The 18,582-nt window shown below is 49.1% G+C and carries 17 protein-coding genes; 3 read left to right on the top strand and 14 right to left on the bottom strand.

Annotated elements, in window-relative coordinates; translation table 11 throughout:
- Window positions 1-2 precede the first annotated feature (2 nt).
- Window positions 3-1,424 (bottom strand): carbohydrate ABC transporter substrate-binding protein, encoded by a 1,422-nt coding sequence (locus ACFSX3_RS32960; RefSeq protein WP_209991774.1) that lies wholly within the window; start codon window positions 1,422-1,424, stop codon window positions 3-5.
- 341 nt (window positions 1,425-1,765) lie between these two features.
- On the opposite strand from ACFSX3_RS32960, the gene ACFSX3_RS32965 reads away from it, so the two are divergent.
- Window positions 1,766-4,420, top strand: coding sequence for a cation-translocating P-type ATPase (locus tag ACFSX3_RS32965; protein WP_209991773.1), 2,655 nt, complete (start codon window positions 1,766-1,768; stop codon window positions 4,418-4,420).
- Between the two features lie 83 nt (window positions 4,421-4,503).
- Here ACFSX3_RS32965 and ACFSX3_RS32970 read toward each other — a convergent pair whose 3' ends face one another.
- From ACFSX3_RS32970 to ACFSX3_RS32995, 6 genes are all read right to left on the bottom strand, one after another.
- Window positions 4,504-6,330 (bottom strand): APC family permease, encoded by a 1,827-nt coding sequence (locus ACFSX3_RS32970; protein WP_209991772.1) that lies wholly within the window; start codon window positions 6,328-6,330, stop codon window positions 4,504-4,506.
- Between the two features lie 219 nt (window positions 6,331-6,549).
- Window positions 6,550-7,290, bottom strand: a complete 741-nt coding sequence (locus tag ACFSX3_RS32975) for a DUF5071 domain-containing protein (protein WP_209991771.1) — start codon at window positions 7,288-7,290, stop codon at window positions 6,550-6,552.
- Between the two features lie 25 nt (window positions 7,291-7,315).
- Window positions 7,316-8,251, bottom strand: coding sequence for a metal-dependent hydrolase (locus tag ACFSX3_RS32980; RefSeq protein ID WP_379258576.1), 936 nt, complete (start codon window positions 8,249-8,251; stop codon window positions 7,316-7,318).
- 174 nt (window positions 8,252-8,425) lie between these two features.
- Entirely contained in the window at window positions 8,426-8,983 is a 558-nt protein-coding gene (locus tag ACFSX3_RS32985; RefSeq protein WP_209991769.1) for a hypothetical protein, read from the bottom strand.
- Window positions 8,984-9,191: 208 nt separating this feature from the next.
- Window positions 9,192-9,938, bottom strand: coding sequence for an SAM-dependent methyltransferase (locus ACFSX3_RS32990; RefSeq protein WP_209991768.1), 747 nt, complete (start codon window positions 9,936-9,938; stop codon window positions 9,192-9,194).
- A 208-nt stretch (window positions 9,939-10,146) separates the two neighbouring features.
- Entirely contained in the window at window positions 10,147-10,812 is a 666-nt protein-coding gene (locus ACFSX3_RS32995; protein WP_209991767.1) for a VOC family protein, read from the bottom strand.
- A 182-nt stretch (window positions 10,813-10,994) separates the two neighbouring features.
- On the opposite strand from ACFSX3_RS32995, the gene ACFSX3_RS33000 reads away from it, so the two are divergent.
- Window positions 10,995-12,371, top strand: coding sequence for a hypothetical protein (locus tag ACFSX3_RS33000; protein ID WP_209991766.1), 1,377 nt, complete (start codon window positions 10,995-10,997; stop codon window positions 12,369-12,371).
- Between the two features lie 108 nt (window positions 12,372-12,479).
- Here the strand turns inward: ACFSX3_RS33000 and ACFSX3_RS33005 are convergent, their stop codons facing one another.
- From ACFSX3_RS33005 to ACFSX3_RS33030, 6 genes are all read right to left on the bottom strand, one after another.
- Entirely contained in the window at window positions 12,480-12,728 is a 249-nt protein-coding gene (locus ACFSX3_RS33005) for a hypothetical protein (protein ID WP_209991765.1), read from the bottom strand.
- Between the two features lie 41 nt (window positions 12,729-12,769).
- Complete coding sequence (locus ACFSX3_RS33010; protein ID WP_209991764.1) at window positions 12,770-13,879, bottom strand: WG repeat-containing protein; 1,110 nt, start codon at window positions 13,877-13,879, stop codon at window positions 12,770-12,772.
- 252 nt (window positions 13,880-14,131) lie between these two features.
- Window positions 14,132-15,007 (bottom strand): copper amine oxidase N-terminal domain-containing protein, encoded by an 876-nt coding sequence (locus tag ACFSX3_RS33015; protein WP_209991763.1) that lies wholly within the window; start codon window positions 15,005-15,007, stop codon window positions 14,132-14,134.
- Between the two features lie 178 nt (window positions 15,008-15,185).
- The gene (locus tag ACFSX3_RS33020) at window positions 15,186-15,554 is read right to left on the bottom strand and encodes a VOC family protein (protein ID WP_209991762.1); all 369 of its coding nucleotides are present in this window, start codon (window positions 15,552-15,554) and stop codon (window positions 15,186-15,188) included.
- A gap of 70 nt (window positions 15,555-15,624) precedes the next feature.
- A complete protein-coding gene (locus ACFSX3_RS33025) occupies window positions 15,625-16,218 on the bottom strand; it encodes a chloramphenicol phosphotransferase CPT family protein (protein WP_209991761.1) in 594 nt (197 codons plus the stop codon).
- A gap of 78 nt (window positions 16,219-16,296) precedes the next feature.
- Complete coding sequence (locus ACFSX3_RS33030; RefSeq protein WP_209991760.1) at window positions 16,297-17,034, bottom strand: SDR family oxidoreductase; 738 nt, start codon at window positions 17,032-17,034, stop codon at window positions 16,297-16,299.
- Window positions 17,035-17,214: 180 nt separating this feature from the next.
- On the opposite strand from ACFSX3_RS33030, the gene ACFSX3_RS33035 reads away from it, so the two are divergent.
- Window positions 17,215-18,123: an AraC family transcriptional regulator gene (locus tag ACFSX3_RS33035; RefSeq protein ID WP_209991759.1), complete on the top strand. Its 909-nt coding sequence runs from the start codon at window positions 17,215-17,217 to the stop codon at window positions 18,121-18,123.
- Window positions 18,124-18,242: 119 nt separating this feature from the next.
- Here the strand turns inward: ACFSX3_RS33035 and ACFSX3_RS33040 are convergent, their stop codons facing one another.
- Window positions 18,243-18,506 carry an AAA family ATPase gene (locus ACFSX3_RS33040; protein ID WP_379254890.1) on the bottom strand — a complete coding sequence of 88 codons (264 nt, stop codon included), beginning with the start codon at window positions 18,504-18,506 and terminating at the stop codon, window positions 18,243-18,245.
- Window positions 18,507-18,582: the final 76 nt, after the last annotated feature.

Below are 18,582 nucleotides of genomic sequence, written 5' to 3' on the forward strand. Positions count from 1 at the left end.
TTTTATTCGCTATCGATATTAAGTTGATCTTTGACCTGCTGTTTGAAGGTTTCGAGTGCTTTATCACGGGTCTTATTGCCTGCAGTATATTCGCGTACTTGATCACGCCAGAGCTTGTTGATCGTTTCGTCGAATGCAGTCAAGTTCTTACCGGAAGCGTTGGCATTCGCCGGAACAAAGATATCGAAAATGTTCTGTCCGCCAACGAGTTCCAAGTCACCTTTAGACTTATCCATAACAACAGAGGAAGCAACGCTATCCTTCGCGCCTTGCTCGCCATCTTTCAACGTTCCGTTAGCCCAGTAGTACTGGAGTCCGGTTTCAGTAGTGTCGAGTGTTACCCATTTGATAAAGTCTGCAACAGCCTTTTTCTTGGCTTCGTCCTTGACTACGTCTTTGTTAGCGAGCAACCAAGTGCCTCCCCAGAAGAATCCTGTTGGTGATTCAGTAACTGCCCAGTCACCCTTTGTATCTTTGGCATGTTCGCTTAACGTATAGTTAATGAGCCAAGCGGGACCGAAGAAACCGAAGACTGGTTTTTCGCCAGTGCCGTTCATATCAGCGAACCAGGCTTCTTGCCAATCTGTCGTATCGTTATAGTAGTTATTGTCTTTAAGCTTCTTGGAGAGATCAAGGAATTCTTCACGCTTCGGATCAATATGCAGCTTGCCATCGACAATCCAGCCTTTATCCGAGCTGTTTTCGATCGCGTGCCAGATATCGCCGTCACCGGAAACTGCGGCATATCCTTTAGCTTTCAGCTTCTCTGCTGCACTGAAGAATTTATCCCAGCCTGGACCCACCTCATCCTTAATCTTAGCCGGGTCATCTGTTCCAAACACATCCTTCGCAAGCGAGCGGCGATAGATAAAGGCTCCGCCTGTTGCCTGATAGCCGAGACCTTTAAGCTGTCCGTCAGTGCTGCTGCCGATATCAACAGAATATTGAGCGATGCCTGCATCCTTAACCATTTGATCGGTAAGGCCCAGGTCCGCATAGTTGGCTGCAAAAGTGGATGCATCACCTTGTGTATATTTGAGTACGAATGCGCCTTCAGTAGCATAAATATCAGGTGCATCTTTGCCGCCGGCAGCTAGAGCCTGGTCAAGCGCAGGCTGATATGCGCCGTCTGTAGTCGCAACAATCGTAGTTTTGAACTCCACATTTGCCTCTGGATGAATTTCCAAATACTTCTTAGTCATGTTTGGAATTTCGTCAGTGAAGCTCCACAGATTGATCGTTACCTTCTCACCGCTACCCGCTTCCGGAGCTTCAGTTGCCTCTGCCGCATTCGATGCCGGAGCCGTTGTTGCAGCTGCGCCGGACGAGCTGGAATCCGAATTCCCGCCGCCGCATCCTGCCAGAGCAGATGACATCACGAGCACTGTTGAGAGCCCCGCTAAAACACGCTTCATACTTTTCATACTTTGCCTCCCCTTTTATCTTCATCCTCGGTTATATGTAACCGCCTTCATATTATAGTGCTTGTCCCTCTCTCGCATAAGGAACCCCTCATTGGGAAAAATACCACTATTTATGGGTTTTGCTCTAAAAAGCACAAAAAAGACGCCTGGGCATGGCCCTTAGCATCTCTGGTTCCGCAATACTATAATTAATTTCCCCATTGATCTTATACAAAAACCCCTCATTGGGGTATAAGTAATTAGCCGCCCGTACTGAAAATGTTGAAACTTGTCATACTATCTAACGTAAATTTGGACCATACAGACTAAAGAATAACAAACGGGAGAGGAGCTTGTACCTGATGGAGTATTACCGCCGCAATAGTTCAGACACCCTGGAAGAAGTCCACAGTTCCGCAAGCGGGCTTACGTCTGCTGAAGTAGATAACCGGCTGGCCAAGGAAGGCTACAATGAGTTGAAGGGTAAAGCAAAGGACCCGCTATGGAAGCTGTTTTTGGAGAATTTCAAAGACCCTATGGTCATTGTGCTGCTCATCGCGGCAACCGTTCAGATCGTAATGGGACATATTATGGAATCCGTCATCATCTTCGTGGTGCTGATTCTGAATGCTGTAATCAGTGTGGTTCAGACCAAGAAGGCGGAGAGCTCACTGGACGCCCTGCGCAAAATGTCCGCACCCGAAGCCAAGGTCATGCGGGACGGAGCCTTACTGTCGATTCCGGCAAGGGAGCTGGTCCGGGGCGACATCGTCTTCCTGGAGGCTGGCGATTATGTGCCTGCGGATGGACGGATTATTGAATCCGGGAGTCTGCGGATTGATGAGGGCATGCTGACCGGCGAATCCGAAGCCGTGGATAAGCATACCGACCCTATCCCGCAGGAGGCTCCGCTGGGCGATCGGCGCAACATGGCCTTCAGCGGCTCACTAGTCGTCTATGGACGGGGAACATTGGTGATTACAGGAACGGCACTCGGCACCGAGCTGGGAAAGATTGCCGGGCTGATCGAGAGTGCCGAAGCCAAGCAGACGCCCCTGCAACGCAAGCTGGAGAGCTTCGGCAAAAAGCTGGGGATCGCCGTCCTGTTGCTGTCTGTGCTGATCTTCTCCATTCAAGCCTTACGCGTCTGGCTCTCGAATGACACAGTGGACACCACCGAAGCCATCTTGAATGCCCTGATGTTCGCTGTAGCAGTAGCCGTTGCCGCTATCCCCGAGGCGTTGTCTTCTATCGTAACCATAGTGCTCTCCGTGGGCACGAACAAGATGGCCCGGCAGCATGCTATTATCCGTAAGCTGCCTGCTGTAGAGGCACTGGGATCAACGAGCGTCATCTGTACAGACAAGACCGGAACGCTGACCCAGAATAAAATGACGGTTGTCGATTATTTCCTGCCCGGAGGGCCGGAGGAGCAGTTCAAGCTGAAGGCCGATGACTGGTCGGAAGAAGCCCGCAAGCTTCTGCATATCGCTGTACTCTGTAACGATTCCAATATTAATGAAGAAGGCAAGGAGCTGGGCGACCCGACCGAGGTAGCACTGATTGCCTTCAGCAACAACAAGGACAGGGATTACCGCGAGATCCGCGATAACTTCCCGCGCGAGGCCGAGCTGCCGTTCGATTCGGAACGCAAGCTAATGACCACGCTGCATACGTTCGAAGGACAGAAGGCCCTGCTGACCAAAGGCGGTCCCGATGTCCTGTTCAGCAGATGCTCCCATGTCCTGCTGGAGGGCCAGGAGGTTCCGCTGACGGCAGAGGTCCTGGAAAACTTTAATGAAGCGAACGAACAGTTCTCCAGCAGAGCGCTGCGCGTGCTTGCGTACGCTTATAAGAACGTGCCGGACACGGTGACTGAGGTAGGCCTTGACGATGAGCACGACCTGGTTCTGGTCGGCCTGTCGGCGATGATTGACCCGCCGCGCGAGGCCGTATATGGCTCTATCGCCGAATCGAACAAAGCAGGTATCCGTACGATTATGATCACCGGGGACCACAAGACTACGGCTCAGGCTATCGGCCGCGATATCGGACTGATGGCAGAGCATGAGATTGCAGTCACCGGCCAGGAGCTGGATGCCATGTCCGAGGAGGAGCTGGACAGCAGGCTGGAGCAGATTGGCGTCTATGCCCGTGTCTCCCCTGAGAACAAGATCAGAATCGTCCGTGCCTGGCAGCGTAAAGGCAAAATCACCGCCATGACCGGCGACGGCGTCAATGATGCACCAGCCCTGAAGCAGGCCGATATCGGTGTAGCTATGGGCAGCGGAACCGATGTGGCCAAGGATTCGGCGGCTATGATCCTCACCGATGATAATTTCGTGTCTATTGTCAATGCAGTGGCCGTTGGCCGGACAGTGTTCGATAACATTAAGAAAGCGATCGCCTATCTGTTCGCCGGCAATCTGGGTGCGATTATCGCCATCCTGTTCGCCCTGATCTTCGACTGGATTAATCCGTTCACCGCGATTCAGCTGTTGTTCATTAACCTGGCGAATGACTCCCTGCCCGCCATTGCCCTGGGTATGGAGAAGGCCGAGCCGGATGTAATGAGCCGCAAGCCGCGGGATATTAGCGAAGGCATCTTCGCGGGCGGGATGATGCAGGCGGTCATTACCCGTGGTCTGCTGATCGGGATTGCCGTGATTATCTCCCAGTATATCGGGCTGCAGCATTCGGATGAAATGGGCATTGCGATGGCCTTCACCACGCTGATTCTGGCGCGTACCCTGCAGACCTTCGCCGCCCGCTCCAACAGTCAGACCTCTGTGGAGGCCGGCTTCTTCAGCAACAAATATGTAATCGGCGCGGTCATGATCTGCTTTGCCTTTTATGGCATCGCAGTGCTGCCGGGAGTCAGAGATATTTTCTCGATCCCCGCTTCCTTCGGGATGAATCACTGGCTAACCGCAACCGGACTCGCCTTGGGCGCTGTCATTGTGATGGAGCTGGCAAAGCTGGTCCGCCGTATGTTGCCTGCGAAGCAGGCTGCTTAAGCTGGGCTGAGTCGACGAATGAACCGTAATAACAGCAAGAAGCCTGCACGCCCGGTATGGGGGTGCAGGCTTTTTATAATCCATCACTTCTTCAAATGATAAGGCACTGTAGTGACAATCACATCGCTGCGGAACAACAGACGGGCGCGTATCAGCAGACTCGATTGATTATGAAGGATATTATGCCAGCCTTTCTTCGGAATGAACTGTGGAATAATTACCGTTACCCTATGGTTCAGCTCTGCGGCCTTCCAGTTCACCTTATCAATGAATTTGGTCAAGGGTTGTATGATGCTTCTATAAGGAGTATACAGGGTTACTAACCTTACGTCCGGCTGCCACTTTCTCCACTTCTCCTCGAACACCGCTTCATCTTCCCGCTCGAAGGGCACGTAGACGGCAATAATCTGCTGCGGAGACAGCGACTTGGCATATTCCAGGGAGTTCATCACGACATGCGTGATTCCGGCCACCGGCACGATAATCACATTGCCTTCAATCTTGATCGTCTCCTCACAAGTAGTAATTCTAAGCTGGTCCGCAATGGCCTCATAATGCTTATGAATCCGGTGGAACACCAGGAGCAGAATCGGCAGAAAGACAAATACCGGCCATACCTGCGTAAACTTGGTCATGAAGAACATCATCGTTACAACGAAGCTGATCAGAGCGCCAACCGTATTGATGATGAACTTTTGCACCCAGCCCGCAGGCTTTTCCCGGAGCCATTTCACCATCATTCCGCTCTGCGATAACGTGAAGGGAATGAACACACCTACAGCATATAAAGGAATCAGCTGCTCCGTTTTCCCCTCAAAGACATAAATCAGAAGCATGGATAGAACGCCCAATATGATAATACCGTTGGAGTAACCCAGCCGGTCCCCCCGCATGGTGAACATTCGTGGAATGAACTTATCCTTGGCAAGGTTCACGGCCAGCAATGGAAAGGCGGAATAACCGGTATTGGCAGCCAGGATCAGGATTAATGCAGTCGTTCCCTGGATAAAATAGTACATCGCATTCCGGCCAAAGGTTTGCTCGGCAATTTGCGAGACAACAGTAACGTCAGCTCGGGGAGCAATCCCGTAATAATAGGCTAACACCACAATTCCTGAGAACATTACAGCCAATAAAACTCCCATGGCGATTAAGGTTTTGGAGGCGTTGGACGCTTCCGGGCTTTTGAAATTCGGTATGGCATTGGAGATCGCTTCTACACCCGTTAATGCAGAGCTCCCGGAAGAAAAGGCGCGCAATAATAGAAATAGGCTGATCCCCGCTACCGGAGTCCCCAGTGAGGTATGCAGTTCTGCCGGAACGTTACCTGACAAGATGTTGTACAGACCTGTACAAATCAGGATGAATAAGGCCAAGACGAATAAATAGACCGGATAAGCGAGGACGGAGGCAGATTCCGTGACCCCTCTTAAGTTCAAAATCGTGATCAGAAGCACAAACACAATGGCAATCACCACTTTATGCTCATGCAGGCTGGGAAACGCTGAGGTGATGGCATCCGTACCCGCCGATATACTTACAGCCACCGTTAAAATATAGTCAACCAGCAGCGAACCGCCGGCAATTAACCCCGGATACTTGCCCAGGTTCTCCTTGGACACCACATAGGCGCCCCCGCCGTGGGAATAAGCAAAAATAATCTGCCGGTAGGACAGAATGAGCGCGGTCAGCAGGATCAACACACCCAGCGCAATCGGGATCGAATACCAGAAGGCGGCTGCCCCAATCGTAACCAGAACAATCAGGATTTGCTCCGGCCCGTAGGCCACGGATGACAGCGCATCTGAAGACAGTATAGCCAGCGCTTTCTTTTTATTTAACTTTTGCTCGCCCAATTCACTGGACTTTAAGGGTCTGCCAATTAAAAATCGTTTTAAAAATGAAATCACTCGGTTTCACCACTCGCTTATTATTTGTAGGATCTCGGTTGTACCCCATCTGCTCCCGTTCTCGGACACAACAAAAAGACCACAGAAGAATGTTCTGTGACCTTCAACATATCATGTCCGGCATTAATATAGCGTTAAGGATTACGCAAAGACATTAAGATTGCATTAAGATTATCCTCAGGCCGGAGCATTGCCTGACTGATCCTTCAGCGCGTGGTGTTACTCGGAGCCTGACACCTTACTTACAAGCTCCTCGATTTCACTTAAGAAGTCATGAAGACTGGATTTCCGGTTACAGAAGCTGAATTCTTCCCGACGCTGCTCCACATAAGATTTGGATAATCCTGGTTTGAAGATCCCTTCACTGAATTCTCGTTGCAGCGCTTCACAATCGATGCCGGGATACGTATTCTCCAGCTGGGCGATCTCCGTGAGGCTTCTCTGCTTCTTGTCCTCTAATAGTAGTAGAACGGCTTCTCCCGGATAGATCTGGTGGACCCATAGCGTCCGCAAGGCCTTCAGAGCAATTGTTTTTCCTTCAGTTAGCCGGATTAGCTCCTCCTGAATTTGAGAGATGTGGTCCTTGTTCCAGTAATCGATGATCATTTCGAATATCCAGTACATCCATTCCTCATCTTGACTCTGATTCCTGAACACATCTTGAATATAGGGGATCACCGGATCACCGGTCTCTCTCAACAAAGTAGCAATCCGGCGTGAGCCCGGCCAATTCATGTCCTGAATCCACTGAAGCAGTCCCGGCAAGATAGGCTTCACGCGGGGATAGCCCAGCTTAACAATAACCTCCGCCGCTCCGCCCCAATACTCTTTGCCTAGCGGCTGCAACAATAGATGAAGCTCCTCATCCTGGATGTCCTGAAGCTTCTGAATAGCCTCCGCTTGTTCGGCTTCAGCTGTGTCCCAGTCTAGCTTTTGAATAAGTGCATTGATATCCTCCACGTGCTGTCCCCTTCTCTGCAACAGTCTACTTCTTCGCGTTTTCCTGCCACTCTCCATCCTTATAGATAAAATAACGGGGATTCTCCTCCTGGTCGCGTGCAACAATCTCTCCGGCAGGCCCTTCCCCGCTCTCCTCTATCACTTCAAATGAAGCCTCATCCCCGGCAGGTAGCTTCCGGTATACTTGCTCCAGCCCGTCTTTTCCCGAATTGCTGCGGACAACGTCACTCTTAACGGCAAAGATCATATTCAAGTCTAAACGGACCTCTCCGCCCAAGACAGGCAACACCCCAAGCACCCTTCGCTGGGAGTCGATGACGTCAAATCCCATTTTCCAAAAATCACTCAGCTTGTGAACCTGATAATCCCCGAGCGGATACACCTGAACGGCTGCCAGTGGAGTGAGAGTGAATTTACGCGGAAGCCCTTGTTCCAGTTGCATTAGCATGGCAAGCTTAAGACTGAGGTACAGGACAATAAACACAGCACAGCCCGTATTAAGCACCCGTCTCCTGCCCAACGACAGCGGAAGCACAAAACCCATTACACCTAGTAACAGAGGTACCCAAACCGTAGGATCACCGAGATAGATCAGGGGCAGGGTATAAGCTTCGCTGGACAGCGGATAGACCAAATGGACCCCATGTCCCAAATAATCCACCAGAATATGACCCAGCACACTCCCCGCAAGACATAGGTACAGGTGGATATACGAATATTTTTTCAGCAGCAGCCTGAACAGGAACACAATCGGAACCATAACCAACCCCATGACTATAATGGAATGCGACCAAGGAGATACATACCTGTTCCCCAACAGATCCGGCACAATTCCCAAGAATGAGGTTAGTCCGAGCAGAACAATCTTTTCCCTGAAAGAAATCTCATAGCGCATGAGCACCATCGATACAATGAAACTGCCCGTAAGCAGATGTGTAGCAATATGCATAGCCAATATCATAGACACCTGTAATCCCCTCCGCTTTGGTTGTTAAGCTTCACTGCTCAGAGTCTGGCAATTTATAAACAAATGGAGCGGGGAAAAGGTTCATTTGCTATACAAAGCTCACTTAAACTCAGTACAAATTTGGATAATGTGCACTGTCAGAAACCAATCCGTCCACATCTTCTTTTTTCAGAGTAATGGTTTAAGCGAAGCAACTGCTCTCTCATAATCAGCCTGAGAAAAGGTTTTAGCTGAACTCATACTGAAATACAATTCGTCTTTCTCAAAGTATAAATACGGTACTTTATTCTCTTGAGCAATCCACTCCCCAGATACATCTTTAGAAAGCTCAACTTTTTTAGTCGAAACAATCTCGTTAGTTGGTTTAAGTTCTTCTGTGGATTGAGTGATTGCACCACGAATAAATACAATACGGACTTGATTGTCTTTAACTTCAACACGATCCATGTAATCATCGCTACCTAAACCTACTGTAGGGATGTAGACTTTATCTAATCCGGCTTTCTTAGCAGCTTCACTAATTTCATTTTTTTGTTCTGCTGTATAAGATAGGGGCTCTGCTTCTGCCATTCCTTCACCTTCATTATTGGCGGAATTTACATTCTGATTTTGTTCAGTTGCAGGAGTGGGTGAAGAATTTGAAGGCGAATCTTCATTCTGACTGCATCCTGCTAATAAAACACCAAACAGCAGGCCGATAATCACGACTTTCCCTGTGTAGTTCATGGAATATCCTCCACTTGTTGTTTTGTCACCTCACCATAATAGACTGAACTGCTCTTCCAAAAGTTGCATAATCTTCTCAACTCAGTTTCTTTTTTGAAGCTCTTTTCAGGTCCAGTAAACTAAATAAAACGGGTGCTGATAAAAATACAGCGGCAGCCCTGCTCCCTTAAGAGCCCCGGCTACCGCTGCTTATTTACCACACTACTATTTACTTACGGCGGGCAACCATCATAATCTCCATACTACCGAGCTGTAAAGGATGATTCCCGAATTGTCCTGGGCTACAACCATATGCAGCCTCTACTGCGAAGCCTTCACTATCCAGCAGCATCTGCAATTCACGGAAGGTAAAAGCGGTAGTGTAAATCAAAACCTCTTTGGATTCACCCTCGGGGCTGCGAACCTCTTCTTTATCAATTACGGTGCAGGAATACGGATCAAATAACGACTCATCCTGTATACGCCGGGCTAAGTTAAGTGCATTAATTACCGTAAGAACAAATAGAGAACCCGGCTTCAGCGCCCGCTGCACCCCTCTAAGGACCTTCCGGTGACTCTCTTCACTGCCCGCCAGTCCAAAAGCCCCTTCACAGAGACAAATCGCACCATCAAATTCCTGATCAAACGTTAACTCGCGGGCATCCGCCACCAGAAATGCTGCCTGTAACTCTTCCTTCGCAGCTTCTCGATTCGCGTGCCTGATAAATTCCGCAGAAATATCCACGCCCACTGTTCTAATTCCGCGCCGGGCCAATTCCAGACTATGTCGACCCGGACCACAGCCAATATCCAGGGTGCGGGTACCCTGCCGCAGATTCATTAACTCCATTAAAAAGTCTACTTCCTGCATCGTTCCCTGGGCGAAACCGAATGTCAAATACTGCTCCCGCATGAAATCCCCGATGGCTTCATAATAATCCCCACTGTACTCAAAGCCTGATTGCGTATTCTTCAAAAACTATCCCTCCGTATCTGTTGTACCTACACGGAAGTGAATTGGCGTGACAGCTTAACCCCTTCCGTGTCCCGAATGACAATGTTCAGCCTGTCAGCGCTTCTATTCATAAGCTCACTCGCTTTCCTTATTATGTAACTTCAGGGTAGACATTCGGAGCCGGGAAGTCAAAAGAAAGAATCGTTTTACTCATTCTATACAGTTAGCCTTAACGAAGCTCCTTGACCTGCATCCCCTTTGAATCATCCAGCGTAATCTCACAGACGTCCGTCTTAATAGTTAGCGGATGCGGATAGGCTTCCTCCTGATCAGACATGAACCAGATCCGGCCTTGCTTCACAGCAATAATCAGCCCACGCTCGTCACCTACGGCGGCGAACTGGCTATTAGAATCCTGCCAAGGAACAATCCCTACCCGGGATAGCTTGAGCAGCGCCTCCTCTACATCGGGTACAGGCAGCCCGATCTCACTTACACATAACAGACTGGCTGGGGAAAATACCTCATTGGCGGAATTGTTCAGATTGTGCCGGGCAATCAGCTCTACAATATTACCTGCCGGATCATAGAAATAGATGGAGTCTGCATTCCAAGACTCGAAGTGCACAATCTCCTGTCCTTGGCTCAGAATAATCTGGACCTTCGGAGTGATCCAGCGCAACGCCTCATCTATCTGGTTCTCAGGGATATTGAATGCAAAATGATACTTCGGTTGTCCGTTTGGATCAGACTTTTTGATGGTTAGGCTGGACACTCCCACTTGTACACTGAAGGATGTTGATTGTTCCTGAACTAGCGTCAACCCAAGAGTATTCAGATAAAAGTCTTTCATTTCTTCTAGGGCAGGGGTCTGCATCTCTACTGCTTTTATCATTTAGAATCACCTCTATTTGTCGGCATAACAGCCAGACCTTTGCTTCCATGGTAGCCAAGCAACGTTTTGAAGTCAAACCCGCATCTGCAACTTCTGTGCAGCATCCGCGTCCATTACAATATGGAAAATCTATCTATTCTCTGAAAACAATAGGACAATTGAACACAACAGGAGGTTTATGTATGCGCTATATGGCAGCAATTGTGCTGGCGGCGGCTCTGCTCTCAGGGTGTCAGGGGGCAGACAAGGCCGGTGTGAACGGCTCTTCCCCTTCCTCACAGCCTGAAGTATCACCCACGGCTATGTCAGCCACACCTTCCGCTCCAGCATCTTCAAGCATGGAGGAGCCGCTTCTCTACATTGAGCAATTGCGAATTATCGGCGGAGGACAATTGGTGCAGGTGAAATCCAACATTGATATCGACCAGAAATCATTGGAGCAAGCGCTGAAAAATAGTCTACAGACCAGTGATCCCGAGACCGAATTCCGTTACACGCTGGAATGGGAGTCTCCGCGCTTTGTCCAAATCCGCCTGCATCTGGATGAGAACAGCGTCTGGTCCGGGACATTCAACCTGGATGAAGCCGTTACTGTAGACGGGCGCAAGTATGCCAGCACGGAACAGCCCTACCGTAACACGGTAGTGATCAGAGCTGGGGACGGTGAAGGCAGCCTGCTGTTCCAGGGCGTCACTTCTGGTACCAGGCGCGTAGTACCTGCCTGGAACACGGGCTGGATCAAGCCGGTCCAGACCCGGGAATCGGTGGCTCCCTCCTACCTGTTCTACGGGCAGGAGAAGCACCATCTGGTGCACGCCCTGACAGGCGAGGCGCTGGAGATTCCGGTTTTTGCTCAGGAGAAGGATGCCTACGGTAATGACTACGGTTACCATGAGATGTATTCTGACCGCTTCTATGAGGACTTCACTTATATGATCTCAGGCAATAAGACGCTGTACCGGGTAGACCTGAAGGGCTTCACCAGTAAGAAGCTTCATGTGTTCAACAAGCCAGTCTACGGCATGTCCTCCTCGCCTGATAGTAAGCGAATAGCCGTATTAACCGCACATGACGAGTTCATTGGCCCCGGGGCAGACTTAACGGTGCTGGATCAGCAGGGGAAAATACTGCATTCGCGGGAGAATGCTGCATTCATCTCCCACAGTGATGGCTTTCTGTTCGTGTACTCACTGGCCTGGGAGGATGACTCACATCTGATTCTTCCGGCAGACAGAGATGAGCATAATCCGCTTGGCCAAATCCGTTACAACACCGGAAACGGGGCATCTTCGGTTATGCAGGATGAGCGGATCACGGACCCATTGAAGCAAGATCTCAAGGAACATGAGCGGCAGCCGCATAATGACCTGTTGCTATCCGGGCTGAAGTGGTCACCCGACAACCGATTCGCAGCTTTCAAATCCGGCACAGGCGCCATTCAGGTGTACGACACACAGGAGCGGACCTTCACGTTCGTATCCGCAGGCACATTGCTGGGCTGGATGCCGGATGGAACGCTGGCCTGGGCTGATATTAAGGATCTTGTGTATACCTTTTGACTATACTTCTCCCCAAGTTTTCCAGATTTCATTACCTATTTTACCGTTATCGCAGTCAAAACGGCGGCAGACATTCACAGGAATAGCTGCCGCCGTTTTTGGGATGGACTATCTTGTTTTCTTCGGAAAACCGTATACGAATAGTATCACACCAATTAACGTAAGGATTGGCACAAAGATATTATCGAAGAAGCCTGCGATATGGATTTTAGGCTGGACATCGAACATTTGCGCTTGGTATAACGCATTAATTTCATGACTGCGGGCGATCAACGCCCCTACACGTTCGATAGTGTAGATTAACCCGGCAGCAATCAGAAAGGCTGCCCCTAGTTTTCGGTATAAGTTGTTGCCCATGGAATATTATTGCCTCCTCTACTCTTGGTGAATTGATTTAGTTACGGTTTCACCACTCCGCCCGGAAGCTCGGAAGCCGGCGGCCAGACGATGGCTCCGCTGCGGTTCATATACCCTCTGATTTCCTCACGTGTATCTGGAACCAGCAGGGTGATTTCCGCCAATTCGCCCTTAAACGAATCCGCCCAATAGAGTTGCGGCTTGACCACGTAGCGGCCGGAGGTATTAATATAGCCGTACCGCTGCCCCGGACTGGCTGGAGCCAGGCCACCCTTGAACAAACCTCCGGCAGTGAATCCCTGGATGACCTTGGCGCCCTTCTTATTAATATAGAAAGAGACTCCATTGCGCTCAACGAACGCCAGTCCTTCCGAGAACGGCTGCGCCATGCTGAACTGCGGCTTCATCAGGTATTTGCCTGCTTTGTCGATGTAGCCATATTTGCCGTTCACATACACGACTGCCGCCCCGTCGGAGAACAGTGTAGCGTGATCATACCGGGGCGTGATGCGAAGCTTGCCGGTGGTGTCGATATAGCCGTATTTGCCGCCAACGGCAAGCTTAACGACTGCCATGCCTTCGGAGAAATCAGACGTCGAGCTGTACCGGTACGGAATGATTAGCTTGCCCTTCGTGTTAATGTATCCTGAGGCTTTGCCCACATTTACCGAGGCCAGACCTTCAGAGAAATTAAACGCCCGGACGTAGAATGGCTGTATGGCCACCTTGCCTTGGTTATCTATATACCCGTACCGGGTCGCCGTAGCCCCGCTAGCAAGTTGAATCTTTGCTGTATACAGCGCGCGGTCATTATACAGAATGCCGGCGTCCCTCAGCTTGTATTCAAACAGCTTGGTGCCCGCCGAACTGAGATAATATTGCTTTTTAGCCGCGTGGTCCTCGACATACAGCGTTCCTCCAGGCACTCCTGAATACCCGTATCCGTCATACACAGCTTCGATGACTACCGTACCTTTGCCGTTGATGAAGCCGTATTTCCCGTTCACTTCAATCGGATACAATGGATCGGCCGTCTTCGCCTGCACAGTGCCCGCACCGGCGGCTTGAGTCTTATCCTGTGATGGACCCGCTACGCTTGCACTGAACACCATCGTCGTCATTAGCAGGGTTAAAGCCAGCTTTTTAAACACCTGTGGTTCACTCTCCTTAGAGGCTATTTTCCATTCTTTAGTATAGACGGCGATTGTACCGGTTTTGTTGTGCATTATTTGGAAGAAAAAAGAGGGCTGCCCCAGGCGGCATCGCCGGAACGACCTACGCTGAGCATTACATCAGTATAGCGCCACAGCCAAACGGCATGTATCATTGAAATGGCCATGACGGCTGAAGGTACAATGAGCATGAGGACCACAATCACTTGTGTGCTGCGGGATACCGCCTGCTCACTGTGGATGATAATCAGAGAATCCTGAAATCAGAACTCTAGACCCCTTAATGACGCTGTCCACCTTCCAAGTTCCGTTCGCGAATATTAGCGAGATTGTCCGATCTTCTGCATATTGATCTTCACCTGTAAGACCATTCGCCACTATCACAGACTGTGAAAGTGTGGCAGAATTCTTACTGGTATAAATGGGTGAAGTGACCGGCGTTTCATAAGTACCCGCTGTTTTCAATCCTTTGTTCTGAACAATAAACTTCATTAATCTATCCGTGAAGTACGGTTTGAGGGTTGAATTCACATTTTTAATTGAAGATACATTAGAGACTTGATTTAATTTATCTGATAGAAGTTTCAAACGTGCTTCAGAAATTTTGTTCTTTTCCGGAATTTGAACAGATGGGGGCTCCATATTAACAACCAATCCTTTGTTGCCCACTGTTACTGTTGCTTGTTTAGAGAGTTGGTTCCACACTACCGTTGCCCCTAACGACTGACTAACAAAACGAAGAGGGACATAAGTTGTTTCTTTAATGACCTGTGTTGCAGTATCCAAATCAACATATTTTCGTGATGGTGTATCTGTAGCTTCACTTGATGGAGCAGATTCAACAATCACACGTTTGAAATTTGCTGCAAGCCATATCGTCGAATTGCCGTTTTTGATTTTAACAACTTTATCTGTTTGAAACCATTCCAAGCTTGCGCCAAGATTTTCGGAGACAGCACGTAAGGGAATTAAGACTCGTCCGTTGTTTATTTGACCATTGTTAATCGTTGTAGATGTTTGTGCCTCTGCTGCGTAACTAGACCCAGTTGTTAAAGGTAGAATAAGAAATGCTGATGAAAGCAATGCAATTGTCCATTTTTTTATCATAATATTTCCTCCTCTTAAATAATTCACCACAAATTACTCTCACGCATCTGATTTCTCTAAGAAAATAGAATTCGGTGAAACAAAAACTCCCCATTTAGCAACAGGATTTATTGGTTCAACCTGTCTACCATATGGGGAGCAAATTACTTAGAGTAACATGGTATTACTGTTATACTAATCAGCCTTTACTGTGAAGAGTAATCAAATAACCGTCCGGATCAGCAAAGGTAAAGGTACGTCCAAAAGGGCCGTCGATGGGTGCGGATGTGATTTTCACGCCTGCTGCTGCGAGTTTATCGTGAATGTCTTGCGTATCCGGGGCATAGAGCCATAGCGCAACACCAAGTCCAGGCTGAGTCCCCCTACTGAGTTCGACTCCCGGCATGAGGTCACGAAGTGCAAATGCAATAGGCTTTGTGTCAAAAACCACCGCATGAGGCGGGCCCGCCTGCGAACGGACGAGTCCAAGATAGTGTTGATAAAATTCAGCAGAGCCTTCAAGATCGCTTACCTGAAGAGAGATGAAATCGGGTCCAATGACTGACATAATATAGCCTCCTAATATTCGCGTTTGTAGGTTAATATAGTCTTCATTATACCCACCCTTCCTGACAACGTTATGTCAGTAGCGTTCTATTAAGATTACCATCTCTTTTGCGCAATTTCTGAAATGCCGAGTATTCCTGATTGGACTTAATATAGTTAAAGATCTGTTCGGCGCATTCTGCCGGAGTCAGCTCTTCCGTGTTCACTTCAAGGTCATATTCATCAAAACGATAGACGATGTCGAACTGGGCATCCACTAGACCAATCTGCCGGTCCCCTCTGGCCTGCTCTCTTCGGATAAGCTCTTCCCGGGAGCATAGGACACCAACAAATAGCGTAATCCGATCAGCAAAATGATCCAAAAACTCATTAAATCTCTTATCGTTGTCGAATACGGTATCCACGATGACATTGAAGCCCATTTCCGATAACAGCTTAATCGTCGAATAGAACACCGAGCATATGGAATCATCCAGTATTTCCGAGACCACCTGATGGTCTATTTCCCGTACAGGCTCATCCGGAAATTTATGATTAATGAAATCATTATAATTATTAAAAAAATCATCAATCGACACATGATAAAACGGAATCTCTTTCTGTTTTATAAGCTCAGCCGAGATAGAAGTCTTCCCGGAGCTTGAAGTTCCATTCAGAACAAGCACATGCCTTTATTCATTTCGTCCCCTCCTTTTCATCCATTATAAACCATAGGCGTTAGAGGAGGTGACTCATCAGTTGTATCAGTTGAATCCACCATTAACACGAATAGTCTGTCCTGTTATCCATCGGGCCTTATCACTGACGAGCAAGTCGATCACATTTGCAATATCCTCGGGCTCTCCAAGCCGTCCAAAAGCATTCATCCGCCGGAAAGAATCCACCAGCTCATCAGATTTCCCATTGAGGAATAGCTCCGTCGATACTTGCCCTGGCGCGACGCAATTCACGACGATATCCTTCGCTCCGAATTCCTTCGCTAATTGGCGGGTTAACTGCTCGACTGCCCCTTTGGTTGCAGCATAGACACTATATTTTGGCAGCATTGCACCCGATACAGAGGTCGAGAAGTTGATAATCGTTCCGCCCTGCTCCATATGCTTCATCGCTTGCTGGCAAGCGAAATAAGTACCTTTTACATTTACAGCAAAGTGCCGGTCGAACATCTCCTCCGTTACGTCCGTAATAGGTACGCATTCCATAATCCCGGCATTATTCACCAAAATATCGATACGCCCGAATTGCCCAAACGTCGCTGCAAATAGTGCTTCCACATCAATCAAATTGCTTACGTCACCCTGAACGGCTATCGCTTCCCCGCCAGATTTCTTAATAGTTTGCACGACCTCGTCCGCTTTTCCCCGGTTAGATGAATAATTGACAGCCACCTTTATTCCTAACCCGGCCAGTTGAATGGCGATTTGTCTTCCAATACCCCTTGATGCACCTGTGACGATGGCTACTTTTTCGTTCAGACTCATTCACGAACACTCTCCTTAATCTCGCTTAAGCCAGGTAAAACTCTGTTGGCCTTATGGATTCATTGTAAAGCAATCGAAGAGTATTTCGTTATAACAGACCTGTTCACTTCTTGCCTATTTCTCTTTTACCCGCTATGATAACAGCAAACCTTATGACCACATGAAAAGGAGGCAGCTAACTTGGACGATACATTGCGGACCGGACCGCTTTTACAGCAATTAGCTGCGCTCATCCTACGCCATGCTCCATCTGCAGGCACCCACCAGACGCTCATTCCTTCCTTGCAGTTAATGCACGCAACAGATGTAGCAAAACCGCTGGAGTCTGTCTATAAGCCATCGATCTGCGTCGTTGCCCAAGGAGCCAAAGCAGCCACCCTGTCCAGCGAAACTTATCATTACGATCCATCAACGTACTTAGTCACCTCTGTCGAGCTGCCGATTAACGGGAGAATTACCGCGGCTTCGCCTGAGCATCCGTTTCTGGGCATCAAGCTAAGCTTCGATCCCGGCACCATCCTGGAAATTGTAAAAGAAATGAATGACTCCACCCTTGTACCGGATGTAACGCGTCTTGGGCTCACTGTAGCCCGAACCTCTGAGCACTTACTCGCAGCCATCGTGCGGCTTATCCAATTACTCGACACACCTCAGGATATTCCTGTCCTGGCACCACTTATTATCCGTGAAATTCTTTATCGCGTTCTTCAAAGCGACCAAGGCTCCCACCTGAATCAATTCGCCATCATCGGCAGCCATGCGCACCGGATTGCTCAAGCTATCCAAGTGATCACTAAGCAGTACGATCAATCCCTTGTCGTTGAACAGCTTGCAGAGTTCGTAAATATGAGCACCTCCGCCTTCCACAAGCACTTCAAGCGCGTCACCGCCATGAGCCCGCTGCAATACCAGAAGGTCATCCGCTTGCAGGAAGCCCGCCGCCTCATGCTGACCGAGTCCCTCCAAGCCTCCGATGCCGCCTTCCGAGTAGGCTATGAGAGCCCCTCCCAATTCAGCCGCGAATACGCCCGCCAGTATGGTAGACCTCCGGTGTCGGATGTCCAGGGGATTCTTGGGTTATCGAAGTAGCTAACTTCTTCAGACTTAGCTGTTCACGCAACGACATCCAGCTTTCTGTCACGGTTTGATGCGCTGTATCGATCACGATGTGGTCACGGTCCCAAGCCTCGTAATGTCTGTTCTTCACCTCACTCCAAGTGGGCAGGGTAAAGCCGGGAATATCCGTTGTACGAGTCGTAATTCGATGCTTGTGTGTACATTCGTCCGAACAGACCACTTTTGATTTCGACAAACGGAATTCCTAGAGACTCCGCTACATTACGCCAGGCTTCTACGACATCAACCCGAAGATACGGTGCCCGAAGTTCGCTTGCTAAAGCTGATGCTAATGTAGACTTACCGGTGCCCGGCAACCCGCCGAATATATACAGCGTATGGATTTCCTCCTTCATGACAATCTATTTACCGTTCTATGCCTACTGTCTTTTGATAATGATGATACCTTAACTACCTTAGGCCCCGCAGGAT

This window comes from Paenibacillus rhizoplanae (assembly GCF_042684125.1).
Taxonomy (GTDB): Bacteria; Bacillota; Bacilli; order Paenibacillales; family Paenibacillaceae; genus Paenibacillus_AQ; species Paenibacillus_AQ rhizoplanae.

Excerpts from the sequence above, each read along its gene's own strand:
- ACFSX3_RS33005 (WP_209991765.1), bottom strand. The coding sequence starts at position 12,728 with ATGGGCAACAACTTATACCGAAAACTAGGGGCAGCCTTTCTGATTGCT.
- ACFSX3_RS33020 (WP_209991762.1), bottom strand. The coding sequence starts at position 15,554 with ATGTCAGTCATTGGACCCGATTTCATCTCTCTTCAGGTAAGCGATCTT.
- ACFSX3_RS33030 (WP_209991760.1), bottom strand. The coding sequence starts at position 17,034 with ATGAGTCTGAACGAAAAAGTAGCCATCGTCACAGGTGCATCAAGGGGT.
- ACFSX3_RS33015 (WP_209991763.1), bottom strand. The coding sequence starts at position 15,007 with ATGATAAAAAAATGGACAATTGCATTGCTTTCATCAGCATTTCTTATT.
- ACFSX3_RS33000 (WP_209991766.1), top strand. The coding sequence starts at position 10,995 with ATGCGCTATATGGCAGCAATTGTGCTGGCGGCGGCTCTGCTCTCAGGG.
- ACFSX3_RS32965 (WP_209991773.1), top strand. The coding sequence starts at position 1,766 with ATGGAGTATTACCGCCGCAATAGTTCAGACACCCTGGAAGAAGTCCAC.
- ACFSX3_RS32960 (WP_209991774.1), bottom strand. The coding sequence starts at position 1,424 with ATGAAAAGTATGAAGCGTGTTTTAGCGGGGCTCTCAACAGTGCTCGTG.
- ACFSX3_RS32985 (WP_209991769.1), bottom strand. The coding sequence starts at position 8,983 with ATGAACTACACAGGGAAAGTCGTGATTATCGGCCTGCTGTTTGGTGTT.
- ACFSX3_RS32980 (WP_379258576.1), bottom strand. The coding sequence starts at position 8,251 with ATGATATTGGCTATGCATATTGCTACACATCTGCTTACGGGCAGTTTC.
- ACFSX3_RS32995 (WP_209991767.1), bottom strand. The coding sequence starts at position 10,812 with ATGATAAAAGCAGTAGAGATGCAGACCCCTGCCCTAGAAGAAATGAAA.
- ACFSX3_RS33040 (WP_379254890.1), bottom strand. The coding sequence starts at position 18,506 with ATGAAGGAGGAAATCCATACGCTGTATATATTCGGCGGGTTGCCGGGC.